The following is a 14,194-nucleotide window of genomic DNA, read 5'->3' as shown; positions in this document are numbered from 1 at the left end:
GATGTCGGCAATTTACAAGAAAGAACTAAAATCCTATTATACCTCTATGATCGGCTATATTGTGGCGGCATTGACGCTGGTGGCGGTAGGAATCTACTTTTATGCATATAATCTGCTTTCGCTTTCTCCATTTATCGGTTATGCGCTGTCAGGAGCCAGCATTACGCTTCTGATTGTGGTTCCGATCCTCACAATGCGCTCCCTGGCAGAAGAACAGCGCAGCAAGACAGATCAGCTTCTGCTGACTGCGCCTGTGTCCATCGGAAAGATCGTAATGGGCAAATTTTTGGCTATGGTATCGGTCATCCTGTTCCCAGTCGTGATTATCTGCTTTTATCCGCTGGCACTGGCCTTGTTTGGAAAAGTACCGTTTCTGAGTTCTTACTCGGTAATCTTTGGATTCCTTCTTCTCTATGCAGCGGCCATTGCAGTTGGAATGTTCATCTCATCCATTACGGAAAGCCAGATTATCGCGGCTGTTGTAAGCTTTGGCGTACTCTTCCTGAGTTTTCTGATGGGCGGGATCAGCGGTATGGTGTCTGACACTGCGAAAACTTCACTGATCGCCTTTACGGTCCTGATCATTGCCCTGGTATTCATGATCTATGGAATGACGAAAAACGTAGTGGTACCGGTGGTGGTGGGACTGGCAGGCGAAGGAGTGCTGATCGCTGTTTACGTGTTGAAATCCGCCTGGCTGGCTGGAGCAATCAACAAGGTACTGAATTCGCTGGATATCATGTCCCGTTTTAATACCTTTGTCAATGGAACACTGGATCTGGGCGCGGTACTTTATTATCTGTCCGTGATCGGATTGTTCTGCTTCCTGACATATCAGTCCATTGAAAAAAGACGCTGGAGCTAGGAGGGAGGACGAGAATGAAGAAATTTAATATTAAAGAGAGCTTCCGTAAGGGAGTAAAAAATAAAAGATTAAGGCATGGATCCTACAGCATGGGTCTGGCGCTGATCGTTCTGGCTATTATTGTAGTGATTAATATGGCGGTGAACGCACTGCCCTCCAAGTTCCGGGAGTTTGATCTGACCGGCCAGAATCTGACCCAGATCAGCAGCCAGACCACCGAGGTGTTAGACGCGCTGACAAAAGATGTTCAGATCTATCTGGTGGCCCAGAGCGGCCAGGAAGACGAGACCACGAAAAAGCTGCTGGATAACTATGCCCAGGCCAGCGACCATATAAAATTCGAAGTGAGGGATCCTGTCAAAAACCCAGCGTTCCTAAACAGCTATCAGGACATGGATCTATATAATAACAGTGTGATCGTGGAATGCGGAGACCGGAAAAAAGCTTTGAGTCCGGATCAGATATATGAATATCAGATGGATTATACGAATTACAGCAGTACCGTAACCGGATTCGACGGAGAGGGCCAGATTACCAGTGCGATTTCCTATGTCACCAGTGAAAATCTGGGTAAGGCCTATACTCTGACAGGCCATGATGAGGCGGCCATGACCGACAGCCTGAAAAGCCTGATACAAAAACAGAATCTCGAGACCGAGGATCTGAACCTAATAACGGCAGATCAGGTGCCGGAGGACGCGGACTTCCTGCTTATCTTTTCTCCCATGGCCGATATCTCTGCAGAGGAATCGGTCAAGATACAGAATTACCTGACGGCCGGAGGCCATGCTTTTATCGTTGCCGGCTATACTGGTGGAACACCTCAGCCGAATCTGGATGCGCTGCTGGCAGGCTATGGCCTGGAGCGGGTAGAAGGAGTTGTAGTGGAGGGGGATCCGAACCATTATACCGGTTCCGGTCAGGCTTATATCGTACCGGATAAGGAATCTCATGAGATCACCAGCGGGCTGGAGAAATATATACTGATGCCTATGGCACAGGGGCTGCAGGAAAGCCAGGACCATCGCGACACCGTTCAGGTCAGCTCCCTCTTAAAGACCAGCGACGCAGCCTACTCAAAACCGGATCCGGCCAATGTCACCACGATGGAAAAAGAAGACGGTGATATCGACGGTCCCTTTATGATAGGCGCCGCAATCACCGAAACAGTCTCCGCTGGTGAAGGTAATACCGGTATGGAAGATACCGGGACAGAAGGCGCTGATACAGCGGACACAGATACAGAAGGCGCAGATACAGACAGTACGGATACAGGCAATGCAGAAGACCAGTCAGCTTCAAAGGAAACAAGGATCGTATGCCTGACCTCCGAGCTGATGTTTGACCAGGGTATCGATTCCCAGGTGATCGGCGGTAACATGGAACTGGTGGGCAAAGCGGTTTCCTGGCTGACCGACGGGGAAGAAGTAACGGTTTCGATACCCAGCAAGAGCATAGATAACACATCACTGTCCATGACGGCTATGGGGACCCTGTTAGGCTTCCTGGGCTGTATCGTAGTGATTCCCCTGGCGGTATTAGTAACCGGTCTGGTAATCTGGCTGGGGAGGAAGAATAGATGACAGGAAAGAAAAAACACAGAACCAGAAATCTGGTCCTTGCGGTAATCATTTTGGCTGTGTTGATCGGTATCTACCTGGCCGTGGTAAGCTTTGCCAAAAAGGAAGAAGAAAAAGAACAGGCAGCTTCCCAGGCCGATACCGTACAGATTGTCAGCATGGATTCAGATAAAGTTAACCATATATCCTACGTCCATGACGGCCAGACGTTATCCTTCCATAAGAAAACCGAGGACGACACCGAAAACTGGTATTACGATGAAGACGAAAGCATTCCAATTAATAAGAATACGCTGGACAGCATGGTATCAGGAATGACCTCTCTGGAAGGAACCTCTACCGTAGTAAAGGACGACCGGAACTACGAAGAATATGGACTGGACCAGCCGTCCAACCAGATCACCCTGCAGGACACGGACGAAACTAAAATTACGGTTCTGATCGGGGACACCAACAGCATCACCGGTGAATATTATGCAGCGGTACAGGGAGAAGCCGGAGTATACACGGTAGCATCCACAGCGGTGAGCGGATTCGGATCTGACCTGATGTCCCTTATAGAGGCCGATACCTATCCAGCTATATCCATGGACACCATTTCCAACCTGACCTTAACAGGCGGTGATGGATCGGTAAGCATCCAAAAAGCCGGAGACACGGATGCCTATAACTGGAAGCTGATCAGGGCAGACGGCTCCGAGGATGGCATCCGCACCGAATACGCAGAAGAACTCCTGCAAAATATCACCGAAGCCTCATACACGGGCCTGAAAGAATATAACAGCAAAGACCTCTCTGCCTACGGTCTCTTGGAACCTGCATTTACGCTGACTGTAGACTACACCATCGAGGCCAACGAAGAAGGGAACGGAGGCGGTACCGAGACGGTCACCACTCCCCAGCAGTTTGTTCTCATGATCGGCAGCCAGGATGAAGCCGGCAACTACTATGTGAAACACGCCGACTACTCCAATGTCTATCTGATCAGTACAGACCGGATTCTTCCTCTTCTGGAAGCAGAGCAGAAGGCAGAAGAAAATATTCTGCAATAGAGAATAAGATGCTAAAAGAGGTAGTGTAACGGGTGCCGGAATCAATTTCAAATGGTTCTGGCGCCCTTTTCCATATAAAGGATTTCGCTCAGAGCCGGTGTCCTCCGCGCGCCACTACCTCTCCGTCAATGCCTTAATCGATCCCGAATACTCGGAAGGAGTCATTCCGGTTATTTTCTTGAACTGCCGGGAAAAATAGTGGATGGAGGAATACCCCAGTTCATCCGCGATCTGTGAGAAATTGTGGCTCCTGTTGCGGATCAGCTGCTTCGCGGCACTGATCTTAAGTTTGGAGAAATAGTCGATAATCCCGCAGCCGGCCCGCTCTTGGAACAGCTTTTGAAGGACCGAGCGGCTGACCAGGTTATCCCGGCAGATCTGATCGATGGTCAGATGCTCTTTTAAATTGGTATTCATATATTCCAACAGATGGTAAAACAGTTCATCCTCACTGTTTTTCGAAAGTGTTTTGGGATGAGACGGGCTGTCTAAAGAAGTCTGACAGCGCCGGACCAGCAGGATCAGCAGCTGCTGCAGGTACATCTGGATTAATTGTTCCGCACCAAACGGCCCGTCCGCCCGGCGGGTCAGCTTTTCACTATAAGGATCATCCAGCCGGCTTATGTAGACTGATCCGGCCTCCGCAATGATGCGGGCCAGAATTTCCCGTTCTACGCTGTCCACCTTCAAGATTTTATTTTCAAAAAAAACCATGGCGGGTGACTTGCAGACAAAAGAAATCACGACCAGATTCGGCGCGATCACTCCGTTGGCTTTTACATTGTGGAACTCACGGGGCTTATGAAAGATCAGATCCCCGGCCTTCAGGGTATGGGTCCGGGCATCCGCCTGGACGTTGACGACACCCTTGTCCACACAGAGAAGTTCCCAGAAGTCATGGGATTCCCCAGGATAGGAGAAATCACTCATATATTCAAAGTAATGTATCGTAACGATCTGATCAATGACAAATTCTTTTTTTAACCGTATACTTTCGTAAGCCATAATACCTCCTTTCCAGCTGATTGCCACATAACATGCAAATTGTGCAAAATAAAATGGCAGGGATTCCCTTAATAATACGATACAATACTGTTGGTTTCAAGATTATAATGACGATTGTGCAAAATTTCCATAAAATATGCTAAAGCATGCTTTCTGGTTCTGTATTACACTTAACTCATAAAGATTGGAGGGAATCAATATGAATAAACCAGTATTAGTAGTGATGGCGGCAGGAATGGGGAGCCGTTTTGGCGGACTCAAGCAGATGGAGCCAATGGACGACCAGGGACATATTATCATGGACTTTTCCTTGTATGACGCGCGAAAAGCCGGATTTGAGAAAGTAATATTTATTATAAAAAAAGAGATCGAAGAGGCATTCCGGGAAGTGATCGGCAACCGTTTGGAGCGATACATGGAGGTAGCCTACGCGTTTCAGGAAGTCACCGATATCCCGGAGGGTTTCCAGGTGCCTGAAGGCAGAACGAAACCCTGGGGGACGGCACACGCGGTATTGAGCTGCCGGGATCTGATCGACGGTCCTTTCGCTGTTATCAACGCGGACGATTACTATGGAGCGCACGCTTTTTCACAGATCTACGATTATCTGTCCAACCATGAGGACGACGGCAAATACCGCTACGCGATGGTGGGATATGTGCTGGAGAACACACTGACGGAAAACGGGCATGTGGCCCGTGGAATCTGTAAAACTGACGATCAGGGATATCTGACCGATATCCAGGAGCGGACCCGGATAGAGAAAAGAGGAGAGCAGGCCGCGTACACAGAAGATGACGGAGCTACCTGGATCGCGATACCGGAGCACAGTACCGTATCCATGAATCTCTGGGGATTCCAAAAAAGCTTCCTCACAGAGGTAAAGAACGGCCTGGCAGAATTTTTGGAAAAAGGGCTTCGGGAAAATCCTATGAAATGTGAGTACTTCCTGCCCTTCGTAGTGGACCGTCTGATCCGTGAGGGCAAAGCTACGGTACAGGTTCTTCAGTCCCCGGACCGCTGGTACGGCGTTACCTACCGGGAAGATAAGGAAACCGTAGTCAAAGCAATAAAAGAAATGAAAGAAGCGGGCCTATATCCGCAGAAACTTTGGGAGGAATAGAGAATGGACAGAACAACCGCCTGCTCCAGAAAACAGGAAGCGATTCAGCAGTTTAAACTTAAAGGAACCGTGATCAGTTCCGATCTATACGGGAGCGGACACATCAATGACACATTTCTGCTGGTATGCCGGACTGCAGGGGAAAAAGAAATGCACTATATTCTTCAGCGGATGAATCATGAGATTTTCACCCGTCCCGAAGAACTGATGGAAAACATCGTAGGCGTGACCACCTATCTGCGCAAGATCATCATAGAGAACGGAGGGGATCCGGACCGGGAAACTCTGAACCTGGTGCCCGTCAAAGACGGAAAAATGTACTATAAAGACTCCATCGGCTGTTACTGGAGAGTCTATCAGTTCATCGAGAACAGCGTCAGCTACGATCTGGTAGAAAAACCTGATGACTTCTATCAGAGTGCCCTTGCCTTTGGAAATTTCCAGCGTCTGCTGGCAAAGTATCCGGCACAGACCCTGCACGAAACCATCGAGGGATTCCACGACACAGCCGCCAGATTCGAGATATTCAAAAAAGCCGTGGCGGAAGATGTGTTCAACCGCGCAGAAAGCGTCCGCAGGGAAATCCAATTCGTTATGGAGCGTGAGGCCGACACCCGTATTCTGGGAGACCTCTTACAGAGCGGTGCCCTTCCTCTGCGGGTAACCCATAACGACACAAAGCTGAACAACATCATGATCGACAAGAAGACCGGAAAAGGGATCTGCGTCATCGATCTGGACACGGTTATGCCCGGACTGGCCGTCAACGACTTCGGAGACTCCATCCGTTTTGGAGCCAGCACGGGAGCGGAGGATGAGACAGACCTCTCCAAGATCTCCTGCGACCTGCGCCTGTTTGAATTATACACCAAAGGTTTCATCGAAGGCTGCCAGGGCAGCCTGACGCAAAAGGAACTGGAGATGCTGCCGATGGGTGCCAAAATGATGACTTATGAATGCGGCATGCGTTTTCTGACTGATTATCTCCAGGGAGACGTATACTTCAAGATTCACCGGGAACAGCACAATCTGGACCGTGCCAGAACCCAGTTCAAACTGGTGGCCGACATGGAAGCGAAAATGGACCAGATGGCTGGAATCGTGCGCAAGTACAGCTGAAACGGTACCCGCCTTCCCGATGCATGGAAACCGGAACCCCGTTTACCATTTCAGTGAAACCATTCCTGGTAAGCGTAAAAAGAAAAGGAGCAAACCACTATGTCAATATTAGTAACCGGCGGCGCCGGCTATATCGGCAGCCATACCTGTGTGGAGCTGTTAAACGAAGGCCATGAAGTCGTCGTTGTAGATAACCTGTGCAATTCCAGTGTAATATCCCTGGAACGCGTACAAAAGATCACCAACAAAACCGTAAAATTCTACGAAGCAGATCTTTTAGACCGGGACGGCCTGGAGACTATATTCGAGCAGGAATCCATCGATTCCGTCATCCATTTCGCAGGTCTTAAAGCGGTAGGCGAGTCGGTCGCCAAACCCCTGGAATACTACTGGAACAACATCACCGGCACCTTGATCCTCTGTGATGTCATGCGGAAATACGGAGTAAAAGACATTGTATTCAGTTCTTCCGCCACCGTCTACGGGGATCCGGCCACTGTCCCCATCACCGAGGACTTTCCGCTGCACGTAACCAACCCTTACGGCAGAACCAAACTGATGCTGGAAGAAATCCTGCAGGATCTGCACACAGCCGATCCCGAGTGGAATATCGTCCTTCTGCGTTACTTCAATCCCATCGGCGCCCACAAAAGCGGCCTGATTGGAGAAGACCCCAAAGGAATCCCCAATAACCTGGTACCTTACATCACCCAGGTAGCCTCCGGCAAATTAAAATCCCTGGGAGTCTTCGGCAACGACTACAACACCCCCGACGGTTCCGGAGTCCGTGACTACATCCACGTAACCGACCTGGCCCAGGGCCACGTCAAAGCCGTAGAGCACCTCGGGAAAAAAGAAGGTGTCAGCATTTACAACCTGGGCACCGGCAACGGCTACAGCGTCCTGGAAATGGTACACGCCTTCGAAAAAGTATGCCAAACCCCGATCCCCTACGAAATCAAACCCCGCCGCCCCGGTGACATCGCCGCCTGCTATGCCAACGCCTCCAAAGCGTACAGAGAACTGGGCTGGAAAGCCCTGCGCCAGCTGGACGAGATGTGCGAAGACGCCTGGCGCTGGCAGGCTGGAAACCCGAATGGGTATGAATAAGATAAGTTTTCGCTGAGGGGCCGGAGCGGACAGGGGCAAGAACGGCCTCCGGGGGAAAGGAACAACAAGGAACGGGATCGACATCGCATCGACCGTGCCTAAGAACGGATAACTACGATGATGGGAGAACCTCTTATTAGCAGAGCCCGGAACAAACTTGCCAAAAGGCGGCTCGGACAGTGTTCCAGGCTCTGCGAGGTTCTCCCATCATCTCCGTAATCCGTTCTAAGGCCCGGTCTCAAGCGATGTCGATCCCGTTCCTTGTTGTTCCTTTCCCCCGGAGGCTGTTCTTGCCCCAGCCCGCTCCTGTTTTTGGGATAACTGAGTTTCGTATGCAGCATTTCGTATACAGCAATTACCGGTATTGTATTAGAATTGAGATAGTGGAACATATATACAAAGCCGGTACCAAAGCAGGCGTGAAAACGGGCTGAAGTCCGGGGCGGGGGACAACGCTTCTGCGGTGAAAAACATTGAGGGATGGACTTAGAGCTATGGGCGGGGGCGGGAAAGAATCCCCGTTTTTCGGAGCATGTCTGAGCGCAGCGAGTTTGCGTAGAAAAATGTAATGAGGGGTTCTTTCCCGCCCCCGCCCATAGCTCTTAGTCCGTCCCGAAGTTTTTCACCGCAGAAGCGTTGTCCCCCGCCCCGGACTTCAGCCCGTTTTCACGCCGGACCTATATCAGCCTTTACTCCTCACCCATTCGCTGGGCGTAGTTCCCACCTCATTTTTGAAGACACGGCTGAAATATCTGGCATCCTCGTAGCCGATGGTGGAGGCGATGGTCTTGATATCGATGTCCGCCTGGGTGTTTAGGAGTTCTTTTGCTTTTGTGATGCGCAGACTGGTCTGGTATTGGAGGGGGGATATGCCGCATTCTTTTTTGAAGAGGCGGTTTATGTAGGACGGGGTGTATCCGTAGCGGTCGGATAGGTCGTCCAGTGATATTTTCTGGTTGTAATTAACTTCAATATAGTGCTTGAGCTGATAATAGAGATGCTCACTTCCGGCGGCGGAGGATTGGGTCTGCAGCATGTTTTCGATGGAAATGCGGATCTGCTGATTCATCTGTCCGCCGGAATAACAGGAGTGCAGATGGGATAACGTGTCCGACATGGCGGCCAGGACGGTTTTGTCCTCGACTTTAAACAGTACGGGCAGGGAGTGGTATACTTCGCGGATAAAGTCGTCGGTGATACTTTGGGCATATCCGGCTTCGGCATAGGAGTCCAGGGTGGATGTTACATACTGCAGATAAGAAGTGTCATTCTGCAGCTGGTATAGGAAATTGATCTGGTCTCTTTTCTGCTGCTGATCGGGAACCGGACACTTGGGCCCTTCCGGATACAGCGAATAGTTCTGTGAGTACAACGATACATATTGAGGCAGTGCGGTGCGCATATCCCTCGCGGTTTCCCAGATCTGAGGATAGCCTATGGTGACGGTATGGAACAGGATGTGATAAGGCATGGCGATACCGGATTCCAGCACAAAGTTGTTCAGCTGCATAGCCATCAGTGCCGGACGGACTTCCTGATCCGTAGAAGAGGTAACGACAGCGATTAGCAATCTGGATACAGCGGCACTGGGATTACTTTATAAAGAAGTGAATACAGACGCCCTGACAGAAAAGATAGCTGACGGCAGACAGGTTCTGGAAGAAAATCAGATCACCGTTGACTGTGCGCAGAAATTGCAGGCAGCCATCGAAGCGTCAGAAACCCTGTTGACCCAGGAACCCGGTACGGTCAGTCCGGAGGATATACAGAACGCGATGAATACACTGGCGGATATCCTTAAGAACCTGGAATACAAAGCAGCGGACATGGAGGCTTTACGCGTCCTTTGTGATGTCGTACAGGAGCAAAAAAAACAGGAAAATAACTGGGCTGATTATGAAGATTCTTCCGTGAAAAATGTGGAGGAAGCCCTAAGTGTGGCACTGGAAGTCGTAGATCGTACAGATCTGACCGTGCTGGAGCAGGGGATTGTAGATCTCACTCTTAAAAATCTTAAGTGGGCCAGAGAGCATATGAGCCTGAAACCGGCAAGTACAGCTCTTCTGGGCGAGATGATCCGCCGGGCCGAAGCAGTTCAGACGGATAGTTACACTGAAAATACAGCAGCGGAATTAAAAATCCAACTGGATGCAGCCAGAGAATTATGGAATACCGCAGGTCTGACGATTCGGGATCAGGCCGCAGTCGATGCGATGGTGAGCGCCCTGGAAGGAGTGTTAAACGCCTTAAAGAAGAGAGCGGATATGGCGCCGCTGAAGGACAAGATCGCAGCGGCAGATAAGTGCAAACCTACCGATTACACAGCAGACAGCTGGGAGGTTTTTGCACAGACTCTCACCGAGGCGAAAGCATTGGCTCAGAATGCGGATCTGTCCGAAGATGACCAGCAAACTGTGGTTGAAATGGCGGAGAAGTTAGGAACAGCTATGGATCAATTGGAAAAACTCCCCGGAGAAGATGGGAAAACTATTGTGGAGATTACGCAGGATCCAAATACACCGCAGGTACAGATTTCCAACAGCCAGGAACTCATAGACTCCGTATTTACGGCGGAGGAAAAGCAGCTGATTGCAGACGGCGTCTACAGCAGAATACTGCTTACGGTCAGAAGAGTGCAGATGGAAGAAGATCATCCGGATATGGCTCAGTTCCAGGGAGCGCTGGATGGCAGAAAGATGGGAATGGTACTGGATATAACGATCCAGAAACAGGTAGGAGAAGGAAACCTTGAGCTCGTACGGTACCTGGATAGAAAACTACGCCTGATCGTGCCGGTGCCGGAGGATTTAAAACCCGGTGAGGGAGTGAAGAGGACCTTTACGTTCCTGCGTCTGCATGACGGAACGATTCTTGAACTGGAAGATTTGGATCAGGATGAGGCTTCGATTACGATAGAGTCTGATTCCTATTCCCTGTACGCGCTCGCTTTCCGGGATGAGGTGTCCCAAAACGACAACCATGAGGAGCAGGATTCCCGAAATGAATCCGGACAGTCGGACTCTGGTGACGCTTCCGCGACCCGGGCCGGCGGCGCTCAGACGGGCGACACTTCACCGGTGATACCACTAGCGGTCATTATGCTTATAGCGGCAGCGGCCGGTACGGTTATATTTTACAAAAGAAAAAATATAAATCAGTAAGATGATTACTACTATGACCGGAGCTGCTACCCCGAATTTGTGGGGAGCGGCTCCGGTCATTCATTTTAAGTGTAGAAGCGCCATACGGATCAGGAGGTAATGAAGCAAGTATAGGAGCAAAAAATTATAGAGTATAATAATCATAAATTTGAAGTTAAAGTGCGCATAAAAGACAAACAAAATCATCAATCATTGGGATTAATGACGAAAAAGAAAAAACAAAATCCAAAAAAATATGAAAAAATAGATAGAAACATGCGCAAAATGCGCAAACTCAAAGGGATATATGCACAAATATATATTAAAAAATATAATAAAAAGAGTAATTAATTTCAAACTGTATTTGAAAAAAGTTCCTTTCAGAACCTTGAATGAATCAAGATTCTTTTTGTTTATCCTCATATTTTGATTTATAAGTACAGCTTAATAGTCGGAATTGCGCATCAATTTTGCGCAAAAAATGTCGTTGACAGATAATTTCAGGTGTAATAAGCTAGAGTTATCCAGAGGGAAAACTTCATAGGCATCAGATAGTAGCACTTATAGTATTTTCGCTACTATTTTTTATTCCTGATTGCGCAATCGATTGCTCACCCCTGAAATTTGGGACTGCGCGGTCTGAGCAAATTATGAAGTATATGAAAAAGGTAACCGGAGGAAGGAACAGCAAGGAGAAAGAGGTGATAGGAAATGGCTGGAGAACTAATCAAAATGGAGCATATCTGCAAAGAGTTTCCGGGAGTTAAAGCACTGGATGATGTGACCTTTGAACTCAAAGCAGGAGAAGTACATGCTCTGGTCGGCGAAAACGGTGCGGGGAAATCCACATTGATGAAGGTGCTGACCGGCGTCTACACGAAGGATTCCGGCAGGATCCTGCTGAACGGGGAGGAAATCAGCATTAACAATGTAAGGGATGCACAGCGCAAAGGCATCATCATGATTCATCAGGAGCTAAATTTGATGAACCATCTGACAGCTGCGCAGAACATTTTCATTGGACGGGAGTACAAGACAAAAGCCAAGGTTTTCCTGGATGCCAAGACACAGAACCAGGAGGCAAAAAAGTTATTCGAGAGACTGAATCAGGATATTGATCCCACGGTAAAGGTTGGAGACCTGACCGTAGCCAAACAACAGATGGTAGAGATAGCCAAAGCGCTTTCATATGATTCCAAGATCCTGATTATGGATGAGCCTACAGCGGCGTTAACGGACAACGAGATCGAAGATCTGTTCCGGGTCATTCGTATGCTGCGTGAAGAGGGCCGGGCGATTATACATATTTCCCACAGGCTGGAAGAGCTGAAACAGATCTCGGACCGGATCACAGTAATGCGGGACGGCGGCTATGTGGATACCGTGAATACGCAGGACACCACGATCGACCAGATTATCAAGATGATGGTCGGCCGGGAAATATTTGTTACAAAGCAGGATGAATTTACGCAAAAAGACAATAAAGTTACACTGGAGGTCCGGAATCTGAATGCCGGCCGTATGGTCCGGGATGTGACTTTCCAGGCCAGAGAGGGAGAGATCCTGGGACTGGCAGGCCTGGTGGGAGCGGGAAGAACAGAGACGGCCCGTGCCATATTCGGTGCCGATCCCCACGAGAGCGGAGAGATCCTGGTACACGGCAAGCCTGTGAAGATCAGCTCTCCCAGTGACGCAGTAAACGCAGGGATTGCTTATTTGTCCGAGGACCGTAAGCGGTATGGACTGGCGCTGGGGCTTTCGGTAGATGAAAATGTCTGTATGGCGGATATGGCAGATTTCCTGAAAACGCTGGTATTTATCAACTTTAAAAAGTCTCGTGACAATACGACAAAGCAAAAAGAATCGCTGAGTATCAAAACTCCTTCGATTAAACAGAAGGTAAAACTTCTATCAGGTGGAAATCAGCAAAAGGTCGTACTTGCCAAATGGCTGACCCGGAATTCGGATATTCTGATCTTTGATGAACCGACCAGAGGAATCGATATCGGAGCAAAGAATGAAATCTACAAGCTGATGAATCAGCTGGCGGCTGAGGGCAAAACGATCATCGTGATCTCATCGGAATTACCGGAGATTATAAGGACCTGCCACAGAGTTCTGGTTATGTGCGAGGGCAGAATCACCGGAGAGGTGATGGGAGATGAAATTGATCAAAATGTCATCATGGGATATGCCACCAAACGAGAGGCATAAGGGAGAAGGAGGAAAGAACAATGAAAGTAAAAAGTTTATTGAAAAATAAAGATGTATCCCACAAACTTATTATACTGGCTACTTTTTTTCTGCTGGTTATCTTCTTCAGCATTATGAAACCCAGCTACGCCAGTTATGACAACATCATGACGATCCTGCTGGCCACCTGTGTAAACGGGCTGCTGGCTCTGGGATGTTCCTTCGTTATTATTACAGGAGGAATCGATATATCCGTTGGTACGGTTATGACATTTTCCTGCGTTATGAGCGGCACGGCGTTTACTGTCTGGCATTTTCCGATCTGGCTTGCGATCCTGTTCGGTTTCCTGGTGGGTACCCTGTGTGGCGCCATTAACGGATTCGCAGTAGCAAAGATGATGCTGCCGCCGTTTATTGCCACCATGGCCATGCAGATGATTACAAAAGGCCTTTCCCTGGTAGTCTCCGGCATCAAACCCGTCTATTTCACAGGAGCGGACGGATACCAGAACATCGCGATAGGCGAATTCTTAGGGATACCCGGTTTCTACAATGCGATTATTATTCTGGTGATCGCGGCGATAGTCGCGCACATATTGTTCTCCAGAACCCTGATCGGACGGTATGATCTGGCAATCGGCTCCAACGAGGAGGCGGCCAGGCTCTCCGGTATCAAGGTAAATCAGTGGAAGATCGGCATTTACGCTCTCTGCGGCTTTTTCTGCGGCGTAGCGGGACTGGTTATGTCCTCCCGTTTGAACTCGGCACAGCCTCAGCTGGGACCCGGATATGAACTGGAAGCCATCGCAGCAGCCGTAATCGGAGGCAACTCCCTGACCGGCGGCGAGGGAAGTATAGTGGGAACCCTGATCGGCGCATTGATTATCAGCTCTTTGACTAATGGGCTTCGGATCATGGCAGTATCCACCGAGATCCAGTCGGCTATCGTGGGTCTGGTATTGGCTCTGGCCGTATTCTTCGACCAGATGAGAAGAAAAAAAGGCTGA

General features: G+C 49.3%; 11 protein-coding genes. 9 read left to right on the top strand and 2 right to left on the bottom strand.

The features are described 5' to 3' along the window. The first annotated feature begins 1 nt into the window (after window position 1). From KTH90_RS10675 to KTH90_RS10665, 3 genes are read left to right on the top strand one after another with little or no spacing between them, the layout of a single operon-like run. Window positions 2–865, top strand: coding sequence for an ABC transporter permease (locus KTH90_RS10675; protein WP_158352390.1), 864 nt, complete (start codon window positions 2–4; stop codon window positions 863–865). A 14-nt stretch (window positions 866–879) separates the two neighbouring features. After that, window positions 880–2,448 (top strand): GldG family protein, encoded by a 1,569-nt coding sequence (locus KTH90_RS10670; protein ID WP_158352389.1) that lies wholly within the window; start codon window positions 880–882, stop codon window positions 2,446–2,448. Beyond that, window positions 2,445–3,497, top strand: coding sequence for a DUF4340 domain-containing protein (locus KTH90_RS10665; protein ID WP_238726776.1), 1,053 nt, complete (start codon window positions 2,445–2,447; stop codon window positions 3,495–3,497). Before KTH90_RS10670 ends, KTH90_RS10665 begins: the two co-directional genes overlap by 4 nt. 114 nt (window positions 3,498–3,611) lie before the next feature. Here the strand turns inward: KTH90_RS10665 and KTH90_RS10660 are convergent, their stop codons facing one another. After that, window positions 3,612–4,502, bottom strand: a complete 891-nt coding sequence (locus KTH90_RS10660) for a helix-turn-helix domain-containing protein (RefSeq protein WP_158352387.1) — start codon at window positions 4,500–4,502, stop codon at window positions 3,612–3,614. 199 nt (window positions 4,503–4,701) lie between these two features. Between KTH90_RS10660 and KTH90_RS10655 the strand changes: the two genes are divergently transcribed. The 3 genes from KTH90_RS10655 to galE all read left to right on the top strand — a co-directional run bounded on the left by KTH90_RS10655 (window position 4,702) and on the right by galE (window position 7,854). Continuing rightward, window positions 4,702–5,625, top strand: a complete 924-nt coding sequence (locus tag KTH90_RS10655) for a nucleotidyltransferase family protein (RefSeq protein ID WP_158352386.1) — start codon at window positions 4,702–4,704, stop codon at window positions 5,623–5,625. A gap of 3 nt (window positions 5,626–5,628) precedes the next feature. Next, entirely contained in the window at window positions 5,629–6,744 is a 1,116-nt protein-coding gene (locus KTH90_RS10650) for a phosphotransferase enzyme family protein (protein WP_158352385.1), read from the top strand. 99 nt (window positions 6,745–6,843) lie between these two features. Continuing rightward, a complete protein-coding gene (gene galE, locus KTH90_RS10645) occupies window positions 6,844–7,854 on the top strand; it encodes a UDP-glucose 4-epimerase GalE (RefSeq protein ID WP_158352384.1) in 1,011 nt (336 codons plus the stop codon). A 682-nt stretch (window positions 7,855–8,536) separates the two neighbouring features. Here the strand turns inward: galE and KTH90_RS10640 are convergent. Next, entirely contained in the window at window positions 8,537–9,370 is an 834-nt protein-coding gene (locus tag KTH90_RS10640) for a helix-turn-helix transcriptional regulator (RefSeq protein WP_158352383.1), read from the bottom strand. Between the two features lie 91 nt (window positions 9,371–9,461). Between KTH90_RS10640 and KTH90_RS25100 the strand changes: the two genes are divergently transcribed. The 3 genes from KTH90_RS25100 (at window position 9,462) to KTH90_RS10625 (ending at window position 14,194) form a co-directional block, all read left to right on the top strand. Next, complete coding sequence (locus tag KTH90_RS25100) at window positions 9,462–11,015, top strand: LPXTG cell wall anchor domain-containing protein (protein WP_158352382.1); 1,554 nt, start codon at window positions 9,462–9,464, stop codon at window positions 11,013–11,015. A gap of 690 nt (window positions 11,016–11,705) precedes the next feature. Next, a complete protein-coding gene (locus tag KTH90_RS10630) occupies window positions 11,706–13,208 on the top strand; it encodes a sugar ABC transporter ATP-binding protein (RefSeq protein ID WP_158352381.1) in 1,503 nt (500 codons plus the stop codon). A gap of 20 nt (window positions 13,209–13,228) precedes the next feature. After that, window positions 13,229–14,194 carry an ABC transporter permease gene (locus tag KTH90_RS10625; protein ID WP_158352380.1) on the top strand — a complete coding sequence of 322 codons (966 nt, stop codon included), beginning with the start codon at window positions 13,229–13,231 and terminating at the stop codon, window positions 14,192–14,194.

Source organism: Diplocloster modestus, from assembly GCF_019042245.1.
Taxonomy (GTDB): domain Bacteria; phylum Bacillota; class Clostridia; order Lachnospirales; family Lachnospiraceae; genus Diplocloster; species Diplocloster modestus.
The sequence above is the reverse complement of the archived record's forward strand: the minus strand, read 5'-3'. Positions and strand labels throughout refer to the sequence as shown.

Excerpts from the sequence above, each read along its gene's own strand:
- KTH90_RS10625 (WP_158352380.1), top strand. The coding sequence starts at position 13,229 with ATGAAAGTAAAAAGTTTATTGAAAAATAAAGATGTATCCCACAAACTT.
- KTH90_RS10660 (WP_158352387.1), bottom strand. The coding sequence starts at position 4,502 with ATGGCTTACGAAAGTATACGGTTAAAAAAAGAATTTGTCATTGATCAG.
- KTH90_RS10675 (WP_158352390.1), top strand. The coding sequence starts at position 2 with ATGTCGGCAATTTACAAGAAAGAACTAAAATCCTATTATACCTCTATG.
- galE (WP_158352384.1), top strand. The coding sequence starts at position 6,844 with ATGTCAATATTAGTAACCGGCGGCGCCGGCTATATCGGCAGCCATACC.
- KTH90_RS10655 (WP_158352386.1), top strand. The coding sequence starts at position 4,702 with ATGAATAAACCAGTATTAGTAGTGATGGCGGCAGGAATGGGGAGCCGT.
- KTH90_RS10650 (WP_158352385.1), top strand. The coding sequence starts at position 5,629 with ATGGACAGAACAACCGCCTGCTCCAGAAAACAGGAAGCGATTCAGCAG.
- KTH90_RS10670 (WP_158352389.1), top strand. The coding sequence starts at position 880 with ATGAAGAAATTTAATATTAAAGAGAGCTTCCGTAAGGGAGTAAAAAAT.
- KTH90_RS10665 (WP_238726776.1), top strand. The coding sequence starts at position 2,445 with ATGACAGGAAAGAAAAAACACAGAACCAGAAATCTGGTCCTTGCGGTA.
- KTH90_RS10630 (WP_158352381.1), top strand. The coding sequence starts at position 11,706 with ATGGCTGGAGAACTAATCAAAATGGAGCATATCTGCAAAGAGTTTCCG.
- KTH90_RS10640 (WP_158352383.1), bottom strand. The coding sequence starts at position 9,370 with ATGGCTATGCAGCTGAACAACTTTGTGCTGGAATCCGGTATCGCCATG.